The 24,351-nt window shown below is 44.8% G+C and carries 24 protein-coding genes; 11 read left to right on the forward strand and 13 right to left on the reverse strand.

Annotated features, from left to right (window positions below; all coding sequences use genetic code 11):
* Positions 1 to 20 precede the first annotated feature (20 nt).
* The 5 genes from serS to rplU form a co-directional block, all read right to left on the reverse strand.
* Positions 21 to 1,292 (reverse strand): serine--tRNA ligase, encoded by a 1,272-nt coding sequence (gene serS, locus FTU42_RS04075; RefSeq protein ID WP_180049597.1) that lies wholly within the window; start codon positions 1,290 to 1,292, stop codon positions 21 to 23.
* 100 nt (positions 1,293 to 1,392) lie between these two features.
* Entirely contained in the window at positions 1,393 to 2,148 is a 756-nt protein-coding gene (locus tag FTU42_RS04080; RefSeq protein ID WP_180075392.1) for a DUF3298 domain-containing protein, read from the reverse strand.
* A 169-nt stretch (positions 2,149 to 2,317) separates the two neighbouring features.
* Positions 2,318 to 3,013 (reverse strand): outer membrane lipoprotein chaperone LolA, encoded by a 696-nt coding sequence (gene lolA / locus FTU42_RS04085; protein WP_180075391.1) that lies wholly within the window; start codon positions 3,011 to 3,013, stop codon positions 2,318 to 2,320.
* A 247-nt stretch (positions 3,014 to 3,260) separates the two neighbouring features.
* Positions 3,261 to 3,515: a 50S ribosomal protein L27 gene (gene rpmA / locus FTU42_RS04090; RefSeq protein ID WP_005097774.1), complete on the reverse strand. Its 255-nt coding sequence runs from the start codon at positions 3,513 to 3,515 to the stop codon at positions 3,261 to 3,263.
* A 19-nt stretch (positions 3,516 to 3,534) separates the two neighbouring features.
* A complete protein-coding gene (gene rplU / locus FTU42_RS04095) occupies positions 3,535 to 3,846 on the reverse strand; it encodes a 50S ribosomal protein L21 (protein ID WP_005097776.1) in 312 nt (103 codons plus the stop codon).
* 445 nt (positions 3,847 to 4,291) lie between these two features.
* Between rplU and sdsA the strand changes: the two genes are divergently transcribed.
* From sdsA to FTU42_RS04135, 8 genes are all read left to right on the forward strand, one after another.
* Positions 4,292 to 5,269, forward strand: coding sequence for an All-trans-nonaprenyl-diphosphate synthase (sdsA, locus tag FTU42_RS04100; RefSeq protein ID WP_100329110.1), 978 nt, complete (start codon positions 4,292 to 4,294; stop codon positions 5,267 to 5,269).
* Positions 5,270 to 5,284: 15 nt separating this feature from the next.
* Positions 5,285 to 7,327, forward strand: coding sequence for a site-specific recombinase (locus tag FTU42_RS04105; protein ID WP_034608441.1), 2,043 nt, complete (start codon positions 5,285 to 5,287; stop codon positions 7,325 to 7,327).
* 159 nt (positions 7,328 to 7,486) lie between these two features.
* The gene (locus FTU42_RS04110) at positions 7,487 to 8,089 is read left to right on the forward strand and encodes a phosphatase PAP2 family protein (RefSeq protein ID WP_074383416.1); all 603 of its coding nucleotides are present in this window, start codon (positions 7,487 to 7,489) and stop codon (positions 8,087 to 8,089) included.
* Between the two features lie 35 nt (positions 8,090 to 8,124).
* A complete protein-coding gene (locus FTU42_RS04115) occupies positions 8,125 to 9,390 on the forward strand; it encodes an efflux RND transporter periplasmic adaptor subunit (RefSeq protein WP_034608437.1) in 1,266 nt (421 codons plus the stop codon).
* Positions 9,391 to 9,403: 13 nt separating this feature from the next.
* Entirely contained in the window at positions 9,404 to 12,580 is a 3,177-nt protein-coding gene (locus FTU42_RS04120) for an efflux RND transporter permease subunit (RefSeq protein ID WP_005169787.1), read from the forward strand.
* A complete protein-coding gene (gene adeK / locus FTU42_RS04125; RefSeq protein WP_180083061.1) occupies positions 12,580 to 14,052 on the forward strand; it encodes a multidrug efflux RND transporter AdeIJK outer membrane channel subunit AdeK in 1,473 nt (490 codons plus the stop codon). Before FTU42_RS04120 ends, adeK begins: the two co-directional genes overlap by 1 nt.
* Positions 14,053 to 14,158: 106 nt before the next feature.
* Positions 14,159 to 14,515 (forward strand): YbjQ family protein, encoded by a 357-nt coding sequence (locus FTU42_RS04130; RefSeq protein WP_005097785.1) that lies wholly within the window; start codon positions 14,159 to 14,161, stop codon positions 14,513 to 14,515.
* A gap of 3 nt (positions 14,516 to 14,518) precedes the next feature.
* Positions 14,519 to 15,037 carry a YbjQ family protein gene (locus FTU42_RS04135; protein ID WP_005097787.1) on the forward strand — a complete coding sequence of 173 codons (519 nt, stop codon included), beginning with the start codon at positions 14,519 to 14,521 and terminating at the stop codon, positions 15,035 to 15,037.
* Between the two features lie 280 nt (positions 15,038 to 15,317).
* On the opposite strand, the gene FTU42_RS04140 is transcribed toward FTU42_RS04135, so the two are convergent.
* Both FTU42_RS04140 and FTU42_RS04145 read right to left on the reverse strand, forming a co-directional pair.
* Positions 15,318 to 15,815, reverse strand: a complete 498-nt coding sequence (locus tag FTU42_RS04140) for a DUF2505 family protein (protein WP_005097789.1) — start codon at positions 15,813 to 15,815, stop codon at positions 15,318 to 15,320.
* Between the two features lie 147 nt (positions 15,816 to 15,962).
* Positions 15,963 to 16,238: a hypothetical protein gene (locus tag FTU42_RS04145; protein WP_005097790.1), complete on the reverse strand. Its 276-nt coding sequence runs from the start codon at positions 16,236 to 16,238 to the stop codon at positions 15,963 to 15,965.
* A gap of 170 nt (positions 16,239 to 16,408) precedes the next feature.
* Between FTU42_RS04145 and FTU42_RS04150 the strand changes: the two genes are divergently transcribed.
* Positions 16,409 to 17,293: an alpha/beta fold hydrolase gene (locus FTU42_RS04150; protein ID WP_180075388.1), complete on the forward strand. Its 885-nt coding sequence runs from the start codon at positions 16,409 to 16,411 to the stop codon at positions 17,291 to 17,293.
* Between the two features lie 53 nt (positions 17,294 to 17,346).
* Here FTU42_RS04150 and FTU42_RS04155 read toward each other — a convergent pair whose 3' ends face one another.
* On the reverse strand, positions 17,347 to 17,832 hold the full coding sequence (locus tag FTU42_RS04155) for a hypothetical protein (protein ID WP_180075387.1): 486 nt from the start codon (positions 17,830 to 17,832) through the stop codon (positions 17,347 to 17,349).
* A gap of 371 nt (positions 17,833 to 18,203) precedes the next feature.
* Here FTU42_RS04155 and FTU42_RS04160 point away from each other — a divergent pair, with 371 nt between their 5' ends.
* Complete coding sequence (locus FTU42_RS04160) at positions 18,204 to 18,671, forward strand: GNAT family N-acetyltransferase (RefSeq protein WP_081273089.1); 468 nt, start codon at positions 18,204 to 18,206, stop codon at positions 18,669 to 18,671.
* On the opposite strand, the gene FTU42_RS04165 is transcribed toward FTU42_RS04160, so the two are convergent.
* The 5 genes from FTU42_RS04165 to FTU42_RS04185 all read right to left on the reverse strand — a co-directional run bounded on the left by FTU42_RS04165 (position 18,668) and on the right by FTU42_RS04185 (position 23,471).
* Entirely contained in the window at positions 18,668 to 20,470 is a 1,803-nt protein-coding gene (locus FTU42_RS04165; protein ID WP_180075386.1) for a diguanylate cyclase, read from the reverse strand. The genes FTU42_RS04160 and FTU42_RS04165 overlap by 4 nt on opposite strands.
* 229 nt (positions 20,471 to 20,699) lie before the next feature.
* The gene (locus tag FTU42_RS04170) at positions 20,700 to 21,038 is read right to left on the reverse strand and encodes an FKBP-type peptidyl-prolyl cis-trans isomerase (RefSeq protein ID WP_180075385.1); all 339 of its coding nucleotides are present in this window, start codon (positions 21,036 to 21,038) and stop codon (positions 20,700 to 20,702) included.
* A gap of 84 nt (positions 21,039 to 21,122) precedes the next feature.
* Positions 21,123 to 21,746, reverse strand: a complete 624-nt coding sequence (locus FTU42_RS04175) for an MgtC/SapB family protein (protein ID WP_005097799.1) — start codon at positions 21,744 to 21,746, stop codon at positions 21,123 to 21,125.
* Between the two features lie 85 nt (positions 21,747 to 21,831).
* The gene (locus tag FTU42_RS04180; protein WP_005097801.1) at positions 21,832 to 22,362 is read right to left on the reverse strand and encodes a YaeQ family protein; all 531 of its coding nucleotides are present in this window, start codon (positions 22,360 to 22,362) and stop codon (positions 21,832 to 21,834) included.
* A 101-nt stretch (positions 22,363 to 22,463) separates the two neighbouring features.
* Entirely contained in the window at positions 22,464 to 23,471 is a 1,008-nt protein-coding gene (locus FTU42_RS04185; protein WP_005169766.1) for a GTP-binding protein, read from the reverse strand.
* Positions 23,472 to 23,861: 390 nt separating this feature from the next.
* On the opposite strand from FTU42_RS04185, the gene FTU42_RS04190 reads away from it, so the two are divergent.
* On the forward strand, positions 23,862 to 24,092 hold the full coding sequence (locus FTU42_RS04190; RefSeq protein ID WP_005097806.1) for a hypothetical protein: 231 nt from the start codon (positions 23,862 to 23,864) through the stop codon (positions 24,090 to 24,092).
* Positions 24,093 to 24,351: the final 259 nt, after the last annotated feature.

Here is a 24,351-nt window from a genome sequence, read left to right on the forward strand (position 1 = left end):
AGCGATGCTGATATCAAGCATTAGTCGATATAAGTCACACCACCCATATATGGACGCAATACTTCAGGAATCTCAATCGAACCGTCTGCACGCTGATAGTTTTCCATCACTGCAAGCAAGGTACGACCAACAGCCAGACCTGAACCATTCAAGGTATGTACAAATTCAGTTTTTTTCTGGTCGGCACGGTAACGCGCTTTCATACGACGCGCCTGGAAGTCACCCATGTTTGAACATGAAGAGATTTCACGATAAGTATTCTGGCTTGGCACCCAAACTTCAAGATCATAAGTCTTGGTCGCGCCAAAGCCCATATCACCGCCACAAAGGATGATCTTACGGTATGGCAGACCTAATGCTTGCAAGATGCCTTCAGCATGGCCGGTTAAATCTTCCAGTGCCTGCATAGACGTTTCAGGTTTAACAATCTGAACCATTTCCACTTTGTCGAACTGGTGCTGACGAATCAGGCCACGGGTATCACGACCATAAGACCCTGCTTCACTACGGAAACATGGGGTATGTGCTGCATATTTTAATGGCAGACGATCTGCATCAATGATTTCATCACGCACGAAGTTAGTCACTGGCACTTCAGCAGTTGGAATTAAATAGAATTCTTTTTCGCCTTGAAGTTTAAACAGATCTTCTTCAAATTTAGGCAACTGACCTGTGCCACGTAATGAATCCGCATTCACCAAATACGGTACATAAGCTTCAGTATAACCATTCTGGTCTGTATGCGTATTCAGCATGAACTGTGTCAATGCACGTTGTAAACGCGCCAATGGGCCTTTCAAAACACTGAAACGAGAACCGGTTAATTTGGTTGCGGTTTCAAATTCCAGACCGCCCATCATTTCACCGAGGTCAGTATGGTCTTTGATCTCAAAATCGAATTCACGTGGTGTACCCCATTTCAGGATTTCCACGTTATCGCTTTCGTCTTTGCCTTCAGGCACAGCTTCATCTGGCAAGTTTGGAATAGACAGTAATTTTTCTTCAAGCTCCGCTTGCAGTTCAGCCAATGCTGCTTCAGCCGCTTTGATTTCATCACCAATCGCAGACATGCGTGTCATGATTTCAGAAGCATCACCGCCTGCCTTTTTAATTTGACCGACTTGTTTTGCACCGGCATTACGTTCAGCTTGCAGTGTTTCTGTCTTGGACTGAATTTCTTTACGGCGCGCTTCTAGGGAGGCCCACTCTTCAACATTGAGTTGAACACCACGTTTTGCCAAGGCCAAATTTACAGCCTCAATATTGTTTCTGAGTAATTTCGGGTCGATCATAATCAATCTTTGCAGAAGAAAAAAACTGGCTATAGTGTAAGCTCTTAACGTCAAAAAATACAGTGACTACGACCCCAGCTGTGCCTTATTAGCACAATATTTAGGAAGTCTTGGGCTGTAAAATGGCTAAATATTCAGGCCAAATCACTTCACCCAAATCTGCATAGGACACTTTTAATTCAGGCGTTCCTGCTGCTTTAGAAGTTAATTCACCTGCCGGGTACACCAACACCAGACCCGACCTGTCAAAATAATAGTTATCACTCAGTTTTAACTGCTGTACTTGTATCCCCTGTGTGCGTAGCCATCGAGTATTGGTTCGATATATCACATTGAGTAGTTTCTGCTCACCGCCCTTTAACATCAATTGATGCAAAGCCAGACGCTTTTTCTGTTTCATATCAAAATTGATATATTCCACATGTTCACTTGATGCAGTGTGATTCTTCACCAGATTGGAACTTATTAAGGCAAAAGTCGCCAGATGATCACGCTGAGCGATAAATAGTACCTTGATAAAACGCTGATCCAGATAATGGGGCTCATCGGCTTTTTTAGGATTTTTCTGAGTCACTTTGGTGAATGCAACCGGCTCGGTATCCCGAATACGCGCTATAAAATATTGATCAATCCAGTCGAGGTTGGTATCCACCGTATGAAGCTCAAAGCGTACACAGCCTTCTATTTCACACACCACTTTGGCCACCCCTTTGACGGGAATACTCTTGGCTTCAATCTGCACCCACGGATCTGTTTGGGTAACAACTGAATTGGATGGCGGCTGACAGCCCAACATATATACAGTGATTAATAAGACAGCATAAATTTCAGCAGTTTTAAACAGATTGATCTTCATCCTGAGCTCCCAAAATTTTGCAATTTCATTGACTCGACTTTTATTTATTTTAAGATGCTCTTGTGTCTAGATATAGCTGAACCTTGTAGCCTGCTCAAAGCAATCCTGATAATCGGCAATAAAAAAGCAACCTGAATCGGTTGCTCTTTGATTTACTTGATACTTCTGATTATTGATCAATAATGTCCGTACCTTTTGGCGGGGTAAAGTTAAAAGTAGAAGCTGGAATACTGCCATTCACTTTCACATTACTAAACTTAATATTTGTAGTTTGGCCAAGTGAATCCTGCAGGATCATCAAGCTAGGTGCTTTATTGGCGCCAAAGCTAATGGTCAGGCTCTCAAAGACACCATCGGTATTTTTAGGATACAGTGTGTAATAGGTTTTCCCCTTATTCGGCTGAGTGACCCGGTAAGACTGCATAATCTGACTGGTATTTCCTGACAGAAGCAAAGCCGGTGTATTGGCAACTTGCTCATCCAGATTTTGACGAACCGCTTGCTGCAAATCCGGATCATAAATCCATACTGTTTTACCAGTCGTTGTAATGGTTTGCTTCGATGGTGCGGTCGTTTCCCAATAGAATTTACCCGGACGCTCGACTTTCATCACCCCTTTAAAGGTTTGATTCATATGTTGTGCGCTCAAGCCTTTTTTCTGGGTTGCTCTCGGATTGGTCACCTTGGTGCTTTGCTCAAAATTTGCCGTCATGCTACGTACATAATTCAGCTGCTTCACCAGACTGGCAGTTGCCTGTTGCTCCGACGCTGCCACAGGTGCAGCAAACACGGTTGTACTCATCACCGGTGCTAAAGTCACTGCACCCAGAGCCATAGCACAGACGGTTTTACGAAGCATATTCATAATTTCACCTTTATATTTTGCGTCATCGCAATTTATTTGATGTCTCATCTTAAACGAAAATTAAAAGCTAAAATGATAGAAAATAAGAACTTTTGTATGGTTATTAATTCGAAATCTATTTTTTTGTTCATCATGATGAAGATTTCAGCCGTTTTTTTACATAAGCTGGATCAGGCGTTCATTACAGTCAATTTTCAGGCATAAAAAAGCCCACAGAAACTGTGGGCTTTTTTTCTATCTCAGCGAATTATGCTTCAACAGATACGTAGCGACGACCGAATTGGCCTTTCACTTCGAATTTGATTACGCCGTCAGCAGTCGCAAACAAAGTATGGTCACGGCCCATACCTACGTTTTGACCAGCGTGGAATTCAGTACCACGTTGACGAACGATAATGTTACCAGCAGTCACAGATTGACCGCCGTACATTTTAACACCTAACATTTTAGGATTCGAATCACGACCGTTTTTAGTCGAACCACCGGCTTTTTTAGTTGCCATGTCTATTTACTCCTCGTAATTAGCCTGAAATAGCTGTAATTTTCAACTCAGTGAACCATTGACGGTGACCTTGTTGTTTACGGTAGTGTTTACGACGACGCATTTTGATAATGCGGATTTTGTCGTGACGACCATGGCTAACTACTTCAGCAGTTACAGTAGCGCCAGCAACAACTGGAGCACCGATTTGAATGCTTTCACCGTTTACAAGCATCAATACGTCATCAAACGTAATAGTTGAGCCAGTTTCAGCTTTCAATAATTCTACTTTAAGGGTTTCACCCTCGATTACACGGTGTTGTTTACCACCGCTTTGGATTACTGCGTACATAATGTACTCCAAACAAGCCCGTGTCGTCGTGCCGATAAAGGAAGATATCGATCTTAAGACGTACGCCACTGGGGGATATCTAAGGGCGAGGATTTTAAGGGATATTCAAAAAAACAACAAGCCATTTTACTGAAATAATAATGGCGAGTATGTGCTAATTATTTAACACTTAAATAATTTCTATCAAATCAGACACTCAAGATATATTCAGCAACAAAATAATACAGCAGAAATTCGGCCAGTTTGATTAATATACTCAGCCTGATGAAGAGGGCGACATCGCTGACCTTTCCTAATTTTTTGTAGCGCAGAATATAGATCGAATCTGAATAAGATCTATAAAAAGCTGATTTTTAGTGGAGTTTATGCATTTCTTAGGTTTCACTCATGTTATAAATTGTTAAACTACGACCTGCGATTTACCAGACTAGAGGTTTTCTTTCACATGACCATCGACTTTAAGCAAGACATTCTCGCTCCTGTTGCTAACGACTTTGCTGCGATGGACACATTCATTAATGAAGGAATTACTTCAAAAGTTGCACTGGTGATGGCCGTCAGCAAACATGTGGTCGAAGCGGGTGGCAAACGCATGCGCCCGATTATGTGTCTTCTGGCTGCCAAGGCTTGTGGTGCTGAAGATTTAGAACCGCATCGCAAGCTGGCCGCGATTATTGAAATGCTGCATACGGCGACGCTGGTGCATGATGATGTGGTCGATGAATCTGGCCTGCGTCGTGGCCGTCCGACTGCCAATGCGACATGGAATAACCAGACTGCTGTTCTGGTCGGTGACTTCCTGATTTCACGTGCATTTGATCTGCTGGTCGATTTAAACAATATGGTCTTGCTGAAAGATTTCTCGACCGGCACCTGTGAAATTGCTGAAGGTGAAGTGCTGCAATTGCAATCCCAGCACCAGCCAGAAACCAGTGAAGCGACTTATTTAAATATTATTCATGGTAAAACGTCGCGCCTGTTTGAACTGGCGACAGAAGGCGCAGCGATTCTGTCGGGGAAAGATGAATTCCGTGACCCTTTAAAAACTTTCGCCGGTCATTTCGGCAATGCCTTCCAGATTATTGATGACATTCTAGATTACACCTCCGATGCAGAAACCCTCGGCAAAAATATCGGTGATGACCTGATGGAAGGCAAACCTACCCTGCCATTGATTGCTGCGCTAAAAAATACCTCCGGTGAGCAGCATGAAATTATCCGTCGCAGTATTGCCACTGGCGGTACAGAACATCTCGATCAAGTCATTCAAATTGTCAATGCGTCCGGGGCACTGGACTATTGCCGTCAACGTGCGACTGAAGAAACGGAAACCGCCATTCATGCCTTGCAGGCATTACCTGACTCTGAGTATCGTCAAGCTCTGATTAATCTGGCCAAACTGGCCCTACACCGAATTCAGTAATCTTTAAACTCGCCTATGCATATTAATTTTCTTGATCTTTTCCAAAACATGCAGCATCAGCTTGAGCAACCTCAGGCGGTGCTGGATGAAAATCTTCTCATTGAACTGATTGAAAGAATCAGACCGGAAGACAGCAGAAATACCGAAGAAATCGAAGCAAAGTTCAATGCATTTATCCAAGCTTTATTATTGACGCCGAATGCAGTTTCAGCATTACAGACATTTACCCTGCGGATCATTAACCGTTATAAACAGACCAGTCTGTTTTCCGATACCGGTATTTTGTCTCTGGATGGTTTCTGGAATCAGCTCAATCAGCGTATTGGCGCGCATATCCTGCCAGTTATTCCGGATCATCAGCAATTACAAGAATTATTTCGCAAGGTTTTTTATCAGCCGACCGATAAATACTGGCTCGACTATTTTGATGAAGATGACTGGCAACGCTTATTTTCAGTTCTCAATCAGGGTCACTCCAATCAGCCTGAAAAGACCCGCATTAAAGATCAACTGATCAAGGCACTGACCATTTTGTCGTATCGGATCAGTGGTATTGGTCTGCATCCTGAATTTATTAATGCACAGCCGGAACTGATGGAATATGAATCTCCTTTTCTGGTGCAGAACCGTGAGATTAACGAATTTATTCAGGAATACAAAAAACGCTATAACACGGTCACGCTGGTCGATTCGATCACCCCGCCAGATGCTTCGCAAGCGCTGGTCATGCTGGAACAGTGCCATGATGTCGTGGCAAAAATTCGCCGCTCTACCAAACGGATTGGGGTCAGTGTGAGTCTGACCTATATGCTGGCACTGCTGGAGCAGTGTCTGGAGCGGGTTGAAATCCTGCTCAACATGGTCATGGACGAGGATGACCTGCGCTACCAGTCCATCGGCCTGTTTATTGCAGATATCACTGAAGCGATTTATAGCGAACGCAGTGTACGTGCCCTGCTGGCGACCAACAGTGAACTCCTGGCCTTGCAGGTGACTGAGAATGCCAGTAAAACTGGCGAACACTATGTCAGTACTGACAAAAAAGGCTTTCTGGCCATGTACAAATCGGCCGCCGGTGCAGGTGCAATCATCGCGACGATGGCCACTCTGAAAATCCTGATGACACGCCTGAGCATGGCGCCTCTCATGCAGGCCTTTAGCTATAGCATGAATTATTCGCTGGGTTTTATGCTGATTCATGTGCTGCATTTTACCGTGGCGACCAAACAGCCAGCGATGACAGCCGCTGCACTGGCGGCCACAGTCCAGCAACGCAAAGGCTCAAAAATGGCGCAAATTGCCGAGCTGGCTGCGCTGATTGTGAATATTATCCGTACCCAGTTTGTGGCAATTCTGGGCAATATTTCGATTGCCATTCCGGTGGCGGCATTGATTACCTTAATGTGGGACGTTGCTCTGCATGAACCCTTAATGAATCATGCCAAGGCAACCAAAACCTTACATGACCTGAATCCCTTTACCTCTTTGGCAATTCCGCATGCTGCAATTGCCGGGGTATGTCTGTTCCTGTCCGGGTTATTGGCCGGTTATTTTGACAACATGGCCGTCTACCGCAAGGTAGGCCCCCGCCTGAAAGCCCATATACGTTTATCGCAATTGATGGGACAGGAACGGCTGTACCGGTTTGCAGATTATATTGAACGTAATCTGGGAGCGCTGGCAGGTAATTTCATGTTTGGCATCATGCTCGGCAGTATGGGCACCATTGGTTTTATTCTGGGGTTGCCGCTCGATATCCGTCATATTGCCTTTGCCTCGGCCAACTTTATTCAGGGCCTGATCAATATTAATGGCCCGGATATTGGCTTGATTGTGGTGTCTTTCCTCGGTGTGTTGTTGATTGGCCTGACCAACTTATTTGTCAGTTTCAGTTTGACCATTATTGTGGCCTTACGTGCACGACGGGTACGTTTTGAACAGTGGAAACCGTTGGCAAAACTGGTCATGACTCACTTCCTAACCCGGCCAAGTGATTTCTTCTGGCCCCCCAAGCAAAGCATTGAAATTGACGAAAATCATACATCGACAAAATCTTAAAACTGCGACAATTACAGTATATTTAGCAACAAATTCCTTACTAAAAAAATGGAATTCGCATAAAATACGCACACTTGAAAAAAAGTGTACTGACAAGTACACTTCTACTCCAGACAATTAACCGATCTGCGAACGGTTAAAGGGACAAGGATTTTTGGCATGCATTACTTGTTACTTTTTGTCGGTATTTTATTTTTAATTTTCAGTGTGTTCATCCTGAATATCCCTGCTTTAAGCAAGCTTGATTTGCACGCAGTGGAAAGGATGAGTCTGTATCGCACCGAGTTTTGGAATCGAATTACTCTGTCCTTATCAGTGATAGGTGGCATGCCATTTGTATTATTTTTATCCACACTATGGTGTATTGCCTTGCTGTGGTATAAAAAGCATACAAGCGTAATTTTTATATGTATCGGAATTATCGGAGGAATACTCCTAGCTTGGCTGTTAAAGTTTGCAATTGCCCGACCCCGACCACCAGAGTCCTTGCATCTGGTTGAAAGTTTTGGAAGTTCCTTTCCAAGTGCGCATAGTCTGTATGCGGCATGTCTGGCTTGTCTGGCAATTTACATGTATCGGCAACATTCTCGCTTTACCATCATCATGATCGGTGCAGGCTTATGGATGCTGATGATGGGGATTTCAAGAGTTTATCTAGGCGTACATTTTCCTTCAGATGTCATATCCGGCTGGAGTATCAGTTTTATTTGGATTTCGTTGTGGTATATGGTCTGGATCAGATATTGCGCGGCGCACAAATAAGAAAATTTAGATAAAGATCTAATAGAGGTGAAACAATGATGTCTGCAAAGCTTTGGGCACCTGCCCTGACTGCTTGCGCATTAGCAACAAGTCTTGCACTTGTTGGTTGTAGCAAAGATCCAAAAGAGGGCCAGCAAGCTGGTGCTCAACAACAAATGCCACCGACTGAAGTCGGTGTTCTTGTTGCACAACCACAAAGTGTAGAGCAGTCTGTAGAGCTCTCGGGTCGTACAACAGCATTTGAAATTTCAGAAGTACGTCCGCAAGCCAGTGGTGTGGTGCTTAAACGCTTGTTCACTGAAGGCAGTTATGTGCGTGAAGGTCAGGCTCTGTACGAAATCGATTCAAGCACCAACCGTGCGACCGTGGATAATGCCCGTGCAGCAATTGCCCGTGCTGAAGCCAATCTGGGTGTATTACGTGTGAAGGAAGGCCGTTACCGCCAGCTGGTTGGAACCAATGCCATTTCTAAACAAGAATATGATGACATCGTGGCACAGGTCAAACTGGCTGAAGCCGATCTGAATGCCAACCGTGCCACCTTGCGTAATGCCGAAATTAACTTGGGCTATTCGACTGTACGTGCACCGATCTCGGGCCAGACCAACCGTTCCTCTGTGACTGCGGGTGCATTAGTGACGGCGAATCAACCAGAGCCATTGGTTACCATTCAGCGTTTAGATCCAATTTATGTGGATATCAACCAGTCCAGTGCTGAGCTTTTACGTTTACGTCAGCAGCTCAACAAAGGCGATTTGAATAGCTCAAACAACACTAAAGTGAAGTTAAAGCTTGAAGATGGCAGCATCTACCCGATTGAAGGCCGTCTTGCATTTTCGGATGCCAGCGTAAATCCGGAAACAGGTACGGTGACTTTACGTGCGGTATTCCCGAACAAAAACCATTTACTCCTGCCAGGTATGTTTGCGACTGCGCAAATCGTACAGGGTGAAGTGCCCAATGCCTTCCTGATCCCACAAGCGGCGTTGACCCGTACTCCAACAGGTCAGGCAATGGCGATGCTGGTCGGTGCTGATGGTAAAGTAGCACCACGTCCAGTCACGACCACCGGCTCTCAAGGCAACAACTGGATTGTGACTGAAGGTCTGAATCCAGGTGATAAAGTGATTGTGGACGGGATTGCAAAAGTGAAACCTGAACAGCAAGTTGTAGCTAAACCTTATCAACCTCAAGCTGCTGCGCCACAAGGTGCTGCACCGCAACAGCCTGCAGCAAGCGAGAAAAAGGCAGATGATGCAAAGAAAGAACAACCTGAACAAAAACCTGCTGCAAATGCATAAGGAGTAATGGTTCATGGCTCAATTCTTTATTCATCGCCCGATTTTTGCATGGGTGATTGCATTGGTTATCATGCTGGCCGGTATTTTAACCATCAGCAAAATGCCAATTGCACAATATCCAACGATTGCTCCGCCAACCGTGACCATTTCTGCGACTTATCCAGGTGCATCTGCTGAAACTGTTGAAAATACAGTGACCCAGATCATCGAGCAGCAGATGAACGGTATGGATGGCTTACGTTATATCTCGTCTAACAGTGCGGGTAACGGTTCTTCTTCTATTTCCTTGAACTTTGACCAGGGTGTTGATCCTGATATCGCACAGGTTCAGGTTCAGAACAAATTACAGTCTGCCACTGCACTTCTTCCCGAAGATGTACAGCGTCAGGGTGTGCGTGTCACCAAATCCGGTGCCAGCTTCCTTCAGGTATTGGCTTTCTATTCACCTGATGGCAGCCTGACCGCCGATGACATCAAAGACTATGTCAACTCGAATATTTCTGAACCTTTAAGCCGTGTGGCCGGGGTTGGTGAAGTTCAGGTCTTTGGTGGCTCTTATGCGATGCGCATCTGGCTAGATCCGGCCAAAATGGCTAGCCTGCAAGTAACACCGAGCGATATTGCGACTGCAATTCGCACCCAGAACGCACAGGTTGCGGTGGGTCAGCTTGGTGGTGCTCCTGCAGTTGAAGGTCAAGTGCTGAATGCGACCGTAACAGCTCAAAGCCTGTTACAAACTCCGGAACAGTTCAGCAATATCTTCCTGAAAAACACCACTTCGGGCGCGCAAGTTCGTCTGGGTGATGTGGCACGGGTGGAACTCGGTGCAGATAACTATCAGTTTGATTCGAAATTTAATGGCAAACCGGCTGGTGGTGTGGCAATTAAACTTGCCACAGGTGCTAACGCGCTTGATACAGCAAAAGCGGTTGAAGAACGCTTAGAACAGTTACGTCCGAACTATCCGCAAGGCATGGTCGATCAACTGGCCTTTGATACAACACCATTTATTGAACTGTCGATTAAGAGTGTGGTTAAGACCCTGATCGAAGCGATTATTCTGGTGTTCCTGGTCATGTTCTTGTTCTTACAGAACTGGCGTGCCACGATTATTCCAACCATGGCTGTTCCAGTGGTGGTATTGGGCACCTTTGCGGTCATTAACGTTTTTGGCTTCTCGATCAACACCCTGACCATGTTTGCCATGGTACTGGCGATCGGTCTTCTGGTCGATGATGCGATTGTTGTAGTCGAGAACGTAGAACGGGTCATGGTGGAAGAGCATCTGGATCCGGTGTCTGCAACTGAAAAATCGATGAGACAGATTTCCGGCGCACTGATTGGTATTACCTCGGTGCTGTCTGCAGTATTCGTTCCAATGGCCTTCTTCGGTGGAACCACCGGCGTCATTTATCGTCAGTTCTCGATTACGCTGGTCACGGCAATGATCCTGTCACTGATTGTCGCCTTGACCTTTACCCCTGCCCTATGTGCGACCCTGCTCAAACAGCATGATCCGAACAAGCCGGAAAGCAATGGTATCTTTGCGCGTTTCTTCCGCTGGTTTAACAGCAGCTTTGACAAGGTATCTGTGAAATATCAGGGCGGCGTGAATCGCATGACCCACAGTAAGATTTTCTCAGGTATCGTGTATGCGGTGGTACTGGGTATTATTGTGCTGTTGTTCCAGAAACTGCCGTCTTCATTCTTGCCGGATGAAGACCAGGGTGTGGTCATGGCACTGGTTCAGTTACCACCAAATGCCACTCTGGAACGTACCGACAAGGTGGTCAATACCATGACCAACTATTTCCTGGAAAACGAGAAAGATCATGTCGAGTCAGTCTTTAGTGTGGCGGGTTTCTCCTTTACCGGTGTGGGTCAAAACGCAGGTCTGGCCTTTATTAAACTGAGAGACTGGTCAGAACGTACTAGTCCGGAATCTCAAGTCGGTGCCATTATCCAGCGTGGTATGGCGCTAAACATGATTGTTAAAGATGCGTCTTACATCATGCCACTGCAATTACCTGCAATGCCTGAACTGGGTGTGTCGGCTGGCTTTAACTTACAGCTTAAGGCGGCAGGTGGTCAAAGTCATGACCAGCTTCTGGCAGCACGTAATGCGGTTCTGGGCCTGGCAGCACAAGACTCGCGTCTGGCAGGTGTGCGTCCAAATGGTCAGGAAGATAATCCACAGTACCGTGTCATTGTTGATCATGCACAAGCCGGTGCACTGGGTGTCAGCGTTGCCGAAATTAACAGTACTATGGGTATTGCTTGGGGCGGTTCGTACATCAATGACTTCATTGATCGCGGTCGGGTCAAGAAGGTATATGTTCAGGGTGAAGCTGGCTCACGTATGATGCCGGAAGATCTGGACCAGTGGTATGTGCGTAATAATCGCGGTGAAATGGTGCCTTTCTCGGCCTTTGCCACAGGCGAATGGACCTATGGTTCACCACGTCTTGAACGTTATAACGGCGTATCGTCGATGAACATTCAAGGTACACCGGCTCCGGGAATCAGTTCGGGTGATGCCATGGTGGCCATGGAAGAAATTGCGGCGAAGTTACCAGAAATGGGCTTAACCGGCTTTGACTTCGAATGGACCGGTCTGTCTTTGGAAGAGCGTGAATCTGGTGCACAGGCGCCGTTCCTGTATGCCCTGTCACTCCTGATCGTATTCCTGTGTCTGGCAGCCCTGTATGAAAGCTGGTCGATTCCGTTCTCGGTTCTGCTGGTGGTGCCATTGGGTATCGTCGGTGCATTGCTCATGACTTATGGCGGGATGGTGCTGCTGCAAAACCCGAACCTGTCGAATAACATTTACTTCCAGGTGGCGATCATTGCCGTGATTGGTCTTTCTGCGAAAAATGCGATCTTGATCGTGGAATTTGCGAAAGAGCTACAAGAGCAAGGTGAAGATTTATTCGAAGCGACCTTGCATGCGGCGAAAATGCGTTTACGTCCAATTATCATGACCACTCTGGCCTTTGGTTTTGGTGTATTGCCGCTTGCCCTGGCTTCAGGTGCAGGTGCAGGTAGTCAGCACTCAGTCGGTTATGGTGTACTTGGTGGCGTGATCAGCTCGACCTTGTTAGGTATCTTCTTTATCCCGGTATTCTACGTGTGGATTCGAAGTATCTTTAAATACAAACCAAAACAACAAAATCAGGAGTATAAGTCGTAATGCAAAATGTATGGTCTATTACAGGTCGTAGCATTGCGGTATCTGCCCTTGCGCTTGCTTTGACAGCCTGTCAAAGCATGCGTGGTCCAGAGCCGGTTGCACAGGCAAATATCTCGAGCAGCTATACCAATGCGTCTGGTACTTCTGTAGCAGAACAAGGTTATAAAAACTTTTTTGCCGATCAGCGCCTGTTACAGGTGCTCGATCTGGCATTAAACAATAACCGTGATCTGCGCACTGCTGCCCTGAATATTCAACGCGCCCAGCAACAGTATCAGATTACTGAAAACAATCAGTTACCGACCATTGGTGCCAGTGGCAGCGTGTTACGTCAAGACATGGGCAGCAGCAATCCTCAAAGCCGCGGTGCTGTAACCACCTATAATGTAGGTCTGGGTGTAACCGCATTTGAGCTGGACTTTTGGGGGCGTGTACGTAGCTTAAGTGACAATGCACTGGATAACTTCCTGGCGACTCAAAGTGCGCGAGATGCGACGCAAATTGCGCTGATTGGTCAGGTGTCTCAAGCCTGGCTCAGCTATTCATTTGCCAATGCCAATCTGGCTTTGGCTGAACAAACGCTAAAAGCACAGCTTGAATCGTTTAACCTGAACAAGAAACGTTTTGATGTGGGCATCGACAGCGAACTTCCTGTGCGTCAGGCCCAGATTTCCGTTGAAACGGCACGCAATGATGTCGCGAATTACCGCACTCAGGTGGCACAGGCACAAAACCTGCTAAACCTGCTGGTCGGTCAGCAAGTGCCTGCGACTTTATTGCCGGCACAACGCGTAACCCGCATCACGTCCAATACGGCACTGGGTGCAGGCTTGCCAAGTGATCTGCTGATTAACCGTCCAGATGTACGCGCTGCCGAGTATCGTCTGTCTGCAGCGGGTGCCAATATTGCAGCAGCACGCGCACGCCTGTTCCCGACCATCAGTTTGACCGGTTCAGCAGGTTATGCATCGACCGATTTAGGCGATCTGTTTAAATCAGGCAGTTTTGGCTGGTCCTTTGGCCCAAGTCTGGATATTCCAATTTTCGATTGGGGTACCCGTCAGGCCAATATCCAGATTTCTGAAACCGATCAGCAAATTGCATTATCAGATTACGAAAAGTCGATTCAAGCCGCTTTTCGTGAAGTAAATGATGCGCTAGCAGTTCGCCAAAACATTGGTGATCGAATTGCTGCACAGCGCCGTCTGGTAGAAGCCACCAATACCACCTATCGCTTGTCGCAGGCACGTTTTCGCGCCGGGATTGACAGCTATCTGACGGTACTGGATGCACAGCGCGCCTCTTATGCCGCAGAACAAGGCTTGCTCTTGCTTGAACAGGCCAACTTGAACAATCAGGTTGAAGTCTACAAGACCCTCGGTGGAGGCTTAAAAGTCAATACTACGGATACCCTGTCGAATCAGCCGTCCGTGACTGAACAACGCCGCGCAGTAGAACAGCAGGCGAAATAGATTTAAAATAGAAAAAGAAAAGCTCACTTCGGTGGGCTTTTTTATTGCATTTTCAAAGCAGTTTTCCTATTGTCATAGACTAGCAATTTATTTAGAAAACATACGCATGTTACTTAGCAATCTGGAATCTGTACCGGGACATACTATTCGCCAACAAATTGATGTGGTTTATGGCAGTACGGTACGCAGCAAACATGTCGGGCGTGATTTACTCGCTGGCCTGAAAAATATTGTCGGGGGTGAGCTTACTGCTTATACCGAGCTGCTGGAAGAATCCCGTCAGGAAGCGATGAACCGGATGGTTGAAAAAGCCCGTAGCATGGGTGCCAATGCGATTGTCGGTATTCGTTTCTCGACCTCCAATATTGCCCAAGGCGCCTCTGAACTGTTTGTCTATGGAACGGCGGTCATTGTTGATCCAGTCATGCCAAAATTACCCGACCCTTTTCCACAGGCAGAATAATTCATGGACGGTTTAATTTTTCAGATCGTCATTTTTGTCATTCTGTTTAGCGTCGGTTTTGGCTTTGGTCGTTATAATGAACGCAAACATTTTCGTTATCTAGACGAACAGGAACAACGACTGGCTTATATCCAGGTCAACAACAGCCGCTTTATCTTATCTGAACATTCCGGACAGATGATCAGCAGTAATGTGGTCATTTCCCATGATTATTTTAAATACGCAATTGCCAATGTGCAGAACATGTTGGGAGGTCGTTTGACCAGCTATGAAAGCGTGGTAGAGCGGGCACGGCGTGAGGCGATTGTACGTTTAAAACTTGAAGCTGAAAGAATCGGAGCCACCCAGATTATGGGGATTCGGCTGAGCACTACGGAACTGGGCATGCAAGGCGGTATGGTCGAAGTCTTTGCTTATGGCACTGCAATTCAGCAATCTGTTTCACCAATCAAAAATATCTATACAAACAATAGCATGCAGATGGTTAGCTCATGTTGCGCAGTACGCGCAGATAATTACTGAATGTGGATCAACTCGCTTATCGACTGGCGATGCAATATCATAGAAGAAGTGATTAAGCTCAAAGTTAGCGGCATAAATACAAATAATATGATGCCGTTTCTTCAGTCGATCAAACGGCACTCAATCCCATCTGTATTGCCTTATTATTTTTCTACGTCTTAAGCCGCATTGCTTAGAGAACGGCAGCAAGCTAAATGGCTATACATTGCCGAATTGACCGCCACCACCCAGCTTAAAAGTGCCCTTTTTAAATATTGGTGAACGAGATGGGTGCACTAATTCAGGCTGTTAGGCTCTTGCGTAATTCATCTTCAACGATACTGAGTTCAATTTCACTAAATTTACGAATCTCGCCTTCTGCATGCTTTTCCAGCATACCGCCGAGCAACGGCACTTTGACCTTTACTGTCCAGTTGAGCTGAAACTGGATCTGGTCTTCATCTCCAGTGACTGCACGCTGACAGGTCGCCTCGATCGGTAAATTTGCCCCGAGTTGTACCGTCGATGTCATTTGATTCAGATCGCTGATATCGGTACGCTGCAAACGGAATGCATCCTTGAGTAATTTTTTTGCCATATCCGGGATGTTGACATCCAGATTATAGGCACGTTTCAAGGTATACATATGCCCCTGCTTTTCCGAGACCAGAATTTCTAAATTTTGTGCAGGAATTCGATGACAGACTGCCTCATGCAAACGAATATCATTGGCCAGACGTTTAAATTCATCAATAGACACGCCATTGATAATTGCTTTCACAGTGAACTGATGTGCCATGCTATTTTTCCTTATTTTTATTGCATTATTCGCTTAGGTCACTCCGGACTATCGCAAATAAAACCAAACACAGAGATGATTCTGCAATTTATATCAACTTTATAGCATCTGTCATTATTCTTTTATCGGGAAATAGCGGCAATTCGGTCAATCTGTGCAAGATAGTTTTGCAGACAACTGTGTCTGGCCACAACTGATCTGTAGCTGCGCTGTAGCATAGTCAATCACGACATGAAATTCATCGGCGCCATCGTCTAAACCGGACACATACCATGTGGTTCCGTTTGGAAAATCCTGCAACCAGTCTGCTTTATAAAAGTCTGAAACCGAATCAAACTGCACATACAGTTCAGGCTGCGCTTCGATCTTCATTGCCAGAGCCATAAACTTCTGTAATTGCGCCTGCTGAAAATCAATAATCATACTATTTCCCCCTGTTTAGACATGATGATAGCGCAGCGATCTTCATATATGTTTAAAGGGTTCTTCTCGCTATACGACTGCCGAGTTTTGACATCTGGCCCATTATTGGATTAAACATAAGCTAGCGCACAAAAAACAAGATCTCATCCAATATAACGAAGGATATACTCATGGTGCAGGGAAAAATGCAGGTAGAAAGTGTCCAGTTTCTGGCAGAAGATGGTTATAGCTTAAGTGGCAAACTCTACCGTACACCGTCTGTGGCGAAGGCCAATATTGTCGTTGCCTGTGCGACGGGAGTACCGCAAGCGTTTTATCGCCGTTTTGCAGAATATGCAACTCATGCCGGTTTTCAGGTGCTGACCTTCGATTATCGAGGGGTGGCCGCTTCCGCACCGAAACAGCTCAAAGGCTTTAAAATGTCTTATCTGGACTGGGGAGAATATGACCTGAGTGCGGCAATTGAATATTTGGGCCGGACAGAACTGGATATTTATATGATTGGCCATTCCTATGGAGGTCAGGCATTAGGTCTGTGTAAACATCATGACCGCATCGAAGCGATGTACTGTTATGGCACAGGCGCCGGCTGGCATGGTTATATGCCGCTCAAGGAAAAAATCAAGGTTCAGATGATCTGGAATATTGTTTTCCCTCCACTCGTAGCAATCACCGGCTATTTGCCATGGAGCAAATTTAACATGGGTGCAGACTTGCCACGTGATGTCTATCGTCAGTGGCGTAAGTGGTGCAAATATCCGACCTATTTCTTTGCCGATCCGGATTTGAAAGACTTACACATACGTTATGCTGCGGTAAGTACTCCGATTTATGCGGTTGCTGCTCTCGATGATGCCTGGGCCCTGCCTAATTCCAGACATGCTTTTATGCAATATTACCGTCAGGCAAACGTGCATTATATTGATCTTAAAGCTGAAGATTATGGTTTAAAGGACATTGGTCATATGGGCTATTTCCGTCAGGGGGCAGAAAAAATCTGGCAAGATGCCTTAAATACCTTTTCCGAATTACATCGGCTTAAATATGCAGCTTGATGTTTAACGCCTATCGTCTCCTGCAAAACTTACAAGCTTCCTGAGCAGAGAGATCAAGCACAATCTGACTGTAAAAGATCGGTACGAATTTCCTGACGATGCTCTTGGCCAAAACGGTCGACATGCGTATAAAACACGCCATAGCGGCCGACATAATATTCCAGTGACTGATGGTAAAAATTCCAGAAAATCGACCACTCCCCTAAATCCATCTGACGAATTTGTGTACTGCTTTGCATGGGCATTTTTTGCAAGATTTCCTGCTGTAACTGCTCTGCCTGTGCTCTGTCCTGAATAGCTACATGACGCTGAAAAAACAGCTGAGCCACATCATCAAACAGTTCCAGTTCATAAGCATCAACCAGATGCACCTGTTCCTCATGCGTGGTCATGACATGTTCTGAAATACTAGCAATTTGTTCAGGTTTTTCTGCACGCTGCGCAGAGAGATAAGACTGGGTTTTATAAATTTTCCGCCCCACGATCCAGGCAGTATTGAACAGCAAAAAAATACACAGCAAGAGCAACAATTTAAACATAGTAGATCATCTCGTGTGGCTGATTTTATTTTTATTACCGAGCACTTCATATTCATTTGAATAATGGCCTAACACCTAGCATACGTCTATTTTTTAGACAGTGCAAACTCCTGCACTATTTCTATGATGGCATCCTTGACTCGATTTTATGGGGATTTAAAGTAAGCACGGCGATTCTAGTAAAGCTTGCTGTAAATTTGAGCACCCGCTCCTGAGAAACGTTGATTCTAGAAAATCAGATAAACAAAACCGACAGATCAGCAACATAAGTTATCTTCACCTACTGGTTTTTAAGAAAATCCTCTCAAAAAACTACAAGATTGTTATTTTGTTTCAACCTGCATTTCTCTTCCAATGAAGCCTTCCTGTAAATGTTCGAGAAAATGAATAACATGGTGATTCGTGAAGGGAAGATTCAGGATATACCTCAAATTATTCAGGTGATTCATGACAGTATTCAATCTTGTGTTTTAGATCATCAACGTGAGGACAGTCGCATCCAAAGCTGGCTGGAAAAATTTGATCATGCCAGCCTGATTGTCGATATGCTTTATAACGATTGTTGGGTTTGCCTTGTGCACGACAAAGTAGTCGGGTTTTTATTGGTCAGTGATACTGGAGAAATCCGGATGCATTATGTCGCCCCACATTGCCAGAGGCTTGGATTTGGCACCGAATTATTTAATCAAATGCATGCAGCATTAGTAGAGAAAAAAATCTATCAGATTGCAGTCAAGTCGACTCAAACAGCCCTCAGCTATTATCAGCGATGTGGATTTGATTCCAGCCCTGCACATTCACAAGATGATGGATCATATCTGTATAAATACGTTTTTTAATCTGCACCCTGCTCAAAGTTTAATTGATCACGCCCGGTCTGTTTAGCCAGATACAGCTGCACATCTGCGGCTTTCATCAAGGCATGAATATCGGTATATTGATGTTGTGGGCTTATCCAAGCAGCGCCCACACTGACCGTGATCCAGGCTTTGCCATCCGGCCGGTTTAGATGTTCAAATTGTTGTTCCCGAACCTGCTGAATGACACGTTCCAGATATTGCAGGGCAACCTGAATCGGTATATCACCAAGCAGAATGGCAAATTCCTCCCCGCCATAACGCGCCAGATAACCCGATTGAGGCAAGCTGGCCTGAATCACCTTAACCAGGTTTTGTAGAATCTCATCACCCTTTAAATGGCCATAATGATCATTATAATTTTTAAAATAATCAACATCCAGCATGGCAAAAAGCAGTGTGGCATGTGAATGTTGCTGGCTTTGCAAAAACTTCTGCTGGATTTCACTATTTAAAGCACGCCGGTTAAAAGCACCGGTCAGCGCATCAATCTTCATCTGATGTTCCAGTTTGGCATTCAGTTGATGCAGTTGCTGGGTACGTTCTTTGACTTTTTGATCAAGCGAACTGTTGAGCTCGATGAGGTTAAGATTTAGCTGTTCCGTCTGATAAGTTTGATGCGCATAGTGTCTAGACTGCTGAAACATAATCAACAAGGCATATAAACTGGTGGAAATGAAAGACAAATGTGTGGTTTGAATAACATTAATCAGCAAGAGATAGTCATTTAAAAATGTCAGACACAAGAAAATAATGGCAAACAGATTCAGGCGTGAATACGGTTGCTTATCACGTAGGGTCTGATAAAACCCGTACATGAAATTCCCAATAATCACCAGACCATAAATCGCACTATAGAGCGCAAGACGTTCAAATAACTCGGGGGTAGAAAATAGCGTCACACTGATATTCAAAATCAATAAGACGATCGCAATATAATAAATCAGCGGTTTTAAATAGCGCTGATTAAACAGATGCATATAACTGAGGAAAAACAATACCGCCAGAAACGTAAACAGATACTCTAAACGTGTTCCCCATAACCAGTCGATATTGGTAAATACCGAATAGGCATAGGGCGCTGAAAACATATTATGCAGGGCCAGAAAGATAATAAAACAGCCAAACACAAAAATGCTTTTGCTATTACGCTCTTTCGATCCTCGAAATATTGAAAACAGGATATTGAAAACACCCACCCCGAGTACTGCGCCACAGGCCATGGCAATACTCATCATCAACTGCTGGAATTGACGATTGACTGTACCTGCGACCCCAATCTGCATTGGGCGTTCCAGCCCTCCATGCAAATGAGTGTAATTCGAGGCCTGAATGCTTAAGGTAATGTATTCACTGTCTGCAACGAAATAGCCAATCCGGGGGGCTTTTTCAGTGATCTGCTGTTCAGGTGTTTTACTGATTTGCCCAAGCCGGACAATAAACTCGCCATTTACATAGACCCGATAAGCGCCATATTGAGCAGGAATCCGAATGGCAATCCGGCGTCCGATAAATTCTTTAGGAATTTTATAATGGCTAATAAATGTGCCATAACCAATATTTGAGTTGGTCAGTATTTTAAAAGAAGCCGGCAATTCCACTGTTTTTGATAACAGTACGGAACTTGGCTGGACAATAAACTGGCTCGGATAAAATAACCATTTCCCCTGCAAAGGGCTGCTGCTGTGTTCGCTAAAATGAATTTCAGAGATATGATCACGGAACTGCTGCTGCACCCCGGGGGATGTGGCAGCGATCTGGGCAGATACTGAAGTGCTCATCAAGATGCCCCAGCTTATGGCCCAAACCCACATTACAAAATAGACATTCCTTATCACGTTTTGCAAAGACAGTAGTTTCCTGAAAAAGAGCTTTATTCTTCTTATAATCTACTTGGAATATCAGGGAGTTCAAATATTTTTTTGTAGTTTATCGGAAGAAGCCCCCAATACTGAGACTTCTCCCGATCAGCATTCACTCATGATACTGAATGAATCTTATTTCAATGAATTAATCACGTATTTTTACATCAAACAGTTCAATTTCAAAAATCAGGTCTGAATTGGCTGGAATCACTTTGCCCATTTTACGTTCGCCATAGGCCAAATGTGCCGGCACCAGCAGTTTACGTTTACCGCCCACTTTCATGCCCAAAATGCCCTGATCCCAACCTTTGATCACACGGCCTGTTCCGATCACGGTTTCAAAATAATTACCGCGATCAATCGATGAATCAAACTTGGTTCCATCTTCTAGCCAGCCGGTATAGTGTGTGGTAATCAGCGCGCCTTTTACCGCCTCTTTCCCTTCGCCTACTTTTAAATCAATAATTTCAAGTTCGTTAATCATGCTTATTTACCTGAGATTGGCATAAATTCAAAACCCAGTATAAACCGGATTGATTGATTTTTTTAGGCTTTAGTCCTTGATGGATTAAAAGCTGAGTTCCTGAATATTCTGATCATTGAGTAAATGCAGGGTGAGTTTTTGATGGTTTTTGGCCGATCCCATCAGCACCCATCTTCCGCTAATCTGCTGCTCAACCTTGCGCTGTGAAGAATGCATGACTTTTAGCTTATATTGTTTGAAAAGCGATTCATAATGGTTGAGCTCATGTTTCTCAAAAGGACAGACAATTTCGTAATTACGTTCCTGATTCAGCGACTCGATCCCGCGCTGTACATACATCAGTAGAACCAGCACCACCATGACCATTAAAGTGGCCCAGATACTCAGGATTTCATAACCCGCACCGGCTGCCATGCCCAGTGCTGCAGTCATCCAGATGGTGGTGGCCGTGGTAATTCCTGAAATACGGTTCTCATCTTTGAGAATGACCCCTGCCCCTAAAAAGCCTAGCCCCGTCAGGACATTGGCCGCCAGCCGGTCAGGATTTTCCACACCTATTTTCAGGGAAATGATAGTAAACAGACAGGAGCTGAGACTGACCATGATCATGGTACGCAGTCCGGCAGATTTACTATGATATTCACGTTCTGCACCAATAATGGCTCCGATCGCGACGGCCAGCAGTAAATCATAAAGTTCATGGTACATGACATAACCCTGAGTATTTTTATCCCTCAGGTATACGCAATTTAAGCGACAGGATACAAGTCCAGACGTGCATCCTTATGCGTCCTTATTGTAACTGTTCCCACTCGACCAGCACCTGCCCCTGATCGCCAATCAGAGTCCATTCACCATCCATCACATTGAGCTGTAACTGCATGGTGCGTGCACATAATTGTGGCAATGCATCGGTGGTTGTAGTCGATAATTTCCACACCTCCACATTCTTTAACGTCTTTAATTTGCTGCTGCGCTTATACCATTCATCTACCGCAGAACCATAGGTCACCACAGCCACTTGCTTACAACGCGCACTGGCTTTTTTGACTTTATCTTCATCCGGGCTACCGACTTCAATCCATTTCACCAATTGACCAGTGAGGTCTTTTTCCCACAAGGCCGGCTCATCGGTTTCAAACAGATCCTTGGTAAATTCCAGCGTTTCATCGGCATAACGCGCATACGCCAGAATACGCACCATCAGGCGTTCAATGGTTTCTGAAGGATGCAGCGCCATCGTCAACTGATAATCTGCATAACGGTGCGTATCCATATCTGCAATATTCAAATCAACCTTATAAATCGTCGCTTTTAACGCCATAACACAATCCTCAAATTTGGCGCCTAGCATATAAGATTTAGCAGTATTTTGCTGAACAGATTTAGGTCAATAGCTCATTCAGCGCCTTAGCAACAGTACTATTATTTTTCCGGATCAATACGGCATTGCATCAACGCGCTTTCAAACTCCAGCCAATCCCGTGACTGTTGATAAATCACTTCGATCCGGTTATCAATACCTGCCTCGACCGACTGATAATTAAACTGCTCCGGATTGAAATTAAAGCTTTTCCAGCCCTGATCGGTATTAAAAATTCCTTTGATTCTGAGCCAGTCTTTTTGTTCACACAGCAAGTCGAGCAAATCATAAAAATGAAATTGCCAGCGTTTTGGCAACTTCCAGCCCGCAACCTGATAGCCCTGCGCGCTTTCCACATAATGATAAGGCAGCTGCTGAATCAGCACGGGTGCCTCTGGGGAAGGATTGATCTGTTGCTGTTTTAATAAAGGCTGGAGCTGACGTACAGAACCTTGATAATCCTGTTTAATCTGCTCAATACTCAGCTGTCCCTGCTCTGTGCACAACCACTGCTGGGCATAGACTTGATATTCCGCCTGAAGCTGCGTAAGCGCAGCATGATCTTCGGCTGTCATTAAATCTGTATGTGAAATCACCACAATCTGCGCGGCCTTAAGCTGATCTGCATACAGATTTTGCTGTGACCAATCCTGATCATGCAAACGTGAACCATCAACCACAGTGACCAAAGCCTGCATGTTTAAATGACTGTGCCAATGCGGTTCCGTCAACTGTTCTAACAATTGTGCAGGATGTCCCAGCCCGGTCGGCTCGATAAACAGCCGATCCGGTTTCACTTCGGACAGTAAACGTGACAAGGCAATCTGCATCGGCAACTGACTACTACAACATAGGCAGCCACCCAGTAATTCCTTTACCGCATAGCCTGAATCTTGTGGCAATAACTGCTGGTCGACCCCGATCTGACCGAACTCATTCATCAGTACGGCCCAGATTTCCTGTTCAGGTTTCTGCTGTAATAAATGCTTAAGCAGTGTGGTTTTACCCGCCCCCAAAAATCCAGAAATGATATGGACAGGAATCGGCTGTGCTGCGGACAGAATTTTCAAAATCGGTTCTCAAGAGATTAAATAGACAAGATCATGCCCTGTATTATAGGGCACAGCATGGTTTTAGAGACATTTTCTTGCTCAATGGCGACTTGAAACTATCAGTTTATAAGTTAATAGAATTATCTCAAATAGAGAATCTTGATGTTTATTCATATTTAAAATTCAGCTTTTTTGAAACATTCATATACATTTTCATTAAATAGAACACTGCATAATTAACAGTAATTAAACAACTTTCTGCATTGTGTATATGCTGAGTTATTCACTCCGTGTCGCTTTTGTTAATTGATTTGCTCATCAAAATTTCAGTGCTTAGGATGAACTCCTGTCGAATTGATGTGATGGTCAGCTCGGCAAATTACATGACATAAATAAAGGATGCCAAAAATGAAATATGCACAAATCTTACTTGCAACAACGCTTACTGCTGCTGCAGCCACCAGCTTTGCCGCGACTGAAACAACAAACGCAAATACAAACACTGAAGAAAAAGTGATTGTCAGTACCCAGGAATTGCCTGAGTCAAATGCTCCGGTTGCTGGCGCAAATGCAGAACAACCAGCTGCATCTGAAGCTGCTGCAGAAAGCGCAACACCTGCACAACCTGCAGCACGTTAAGTGATTTAACGACGGGTTAAATGATCAAAGAAAATATCAGGGCAGTATTTCTCCAGTAGGCTTAGCCTGTACTGCCTCATATTGATCGATGCTGAATCATGCTTTGCGCGGGTTCAGCATTTTTGTTGACTAGATTTAAATGCCCATCATAGTTAAAACTGATCACAGGATTGAGAATGACTATTGAATTATTTTAACTTTATCATTTAAATTCAATAATTTAATTAATAAAAATCTATTTAAAATTAATATTATTGAT

This window comes from Acinetobacter sp. YH12102, assembly GCF_013419125.1.
In the GTDB taxonomy this organism is placed as follows: domain Bacteria; phylum Pseudomonadota; class Gammaproteobacteria; order Pseudomonadales; family Moraxellaceae; genus Acinetobacter; species Acinetobacter pseudolwoffii.

Excerpts from the sequence above, each read along its gene's own strand:
- serS (WP_180049597.1), bottom strand. The coding sequence starts at position 1,292 with ATGATCGACCCGAAATTACTCAGAAACAATATTGAGGCTGTAAATTTG.
- FTU42_RS04080 (WP_180075392.1), bottom strand. The coding sequence starts at position 2,148 with ATGAAGATCAATCTGTTTAAAACTGCTGAAATTTATGCTGTCTTATTA.
- lolA (WP_180075391.1), bottom strand. The coding sequence starts at position 3,013 with ATGAATATGCTTCGTAAAACCGTCTGTGCTATGGCTCTGGGTGCAGTG.
- rpmA (WP_005097774.1), bottom strand. The coding sequence starts at position 3,515 with ATGGCAACTAAAAAAGCCGGTGGTTCGACTAAAAACGGTCGTGATTCG.
- rplU (WP_005097776.1), bottom strand. The coding sequence starts at position 3,846 with ATGTACGCAGTAATCCAAAGCGGTGGTAAACAACACCGTGTAATCGAG.
- sdsA (WP_100329110.1), top strand. The coding sequence starts at position 4,292 with ATGACCATCGACTTTAAGCAAGACATTCTCGCTCCTGTTGCTAACGAC.
- FTU42_RS04105 (WP_034608441.1), top strand. The coding sequence starts at position 5,285 with ATGCATATTAATTTTCTTGATCTTTTCCAAAACATGCAGCATCAGCTT.
- FTU42_RS04110 (WP_074383416.1), top strand. The coding sequence starts at position 7,487 with ATGCATTACTTGTTACTTTTTGTCGGTATTTTATTTTTAATTTTCAGT.
- FTU42_RS04115 (WP_034608437.1), top strand. The coding sequence starts at position 8,125 with ATGATGTCTGCAAAGCTTTGGGCACCTGCCCTGACTGCTTGCGCATTA.
- FTU42_RS04120 (WP_005169787.1), top strand. The coding sequence starts at position 9,404 with ATGGCTCAATTCTTTATTCATCGCCCGATTTTTGCATGGGTGATTGCA.
- adeK (WP_180083061.1), top strand. The coding sequence starts at position 12,580 with ATGCAAAATGTATGGTCTATTACAGGTCGTAGCATTGCGGTATCTGCC.
- FTU42_RS04130 (WP_005097785.1), top strand. The coding sequence starts at position 14,159 with ATGTTACTTAGCAATCTGGAATCTGTACCGGGACATACTATTCGCCAA.
- FTU42_RS04135 (WP_005097787.1), top strand. The coding sequence starts at position 14,519 with ATGGACGGTTTAATTTTTCAGATCGTCATTTTTGTCATTCTGTTTAGC.
- FTU42_RS04140 (WP_005097789.1), bottom strand. The coding sequence starts at position 15,815 with ATGGCACATCAGTTCACTGTGAAAGCAATTATCAATGGCGTGTCTATT.
- FTU42_RS04145 (WP_005097790.1), bottom strand. The coding sequence starts at position 16,238 with ATGATTATTGATTTTCAGCAGGCGCAATTACAGAAGTTTATGGCTCTG.
- FTU42_RS04150 (WP_180075388.1), top strand. The coding sequence starts at position 16,409 with ATGGTGCAGGGAAAAATGCAGGTAGAAAGTGTCCAGTTTCTGGCAGAA.
- FTU42_RS04155 (WP_180075387.1), bottom strand. The coding sequence starts at position 17,832 with ATGTTTAAATTGTTGCTCTTGCTGTGTATTTTTTTGCTGTTCAATACT.
- FTU42_RS04160 (WP_081273089.1), top strand. The coding sequence starts at position 18,204 with ATGTTCGAGAAAATGAATAACATGGTGATTCGTGAAGGGAAGATTCAG.
- FTU42_RS04165 (WP_180075386.1), bottom strand. The coding sequence starts at position 20,470 with ATGAGCACTTCAGTATCTGCCCAGATCGCTGCCACATCCCCCGGGGTG.
- FTU42_RS04170 (WP_180075385.1), bottom strand. The coding sequence starts at position 21,038 with ATGATTAACGAACTTGAAATTATTGATTTAAAAGTAGGCGAAGGGAAA.
- FTU42_RS04175 (WP_005097799.1), bottom strand. The coding sequence starts at position 21,746 with ATGTACCATGAACTTTATGATTTACTGCTGGCCGTCGCGATCGGAGCC.
- FTU42_RS04180 (WP_005097801.1), bottom strand. The coding sequence starts at position 22,362 with ATGGCGTTAAAAGCGACGATTTATAAGGTTGATTTGAATATTGCAGAT.
- FTU42_RS04190 (WP_005097806.1), top strand. The coding sequence starts at position 23,862 with ATGAAATATGCACAAATCTTACTTGCAACAACGCTTACTGCTGCTGCA.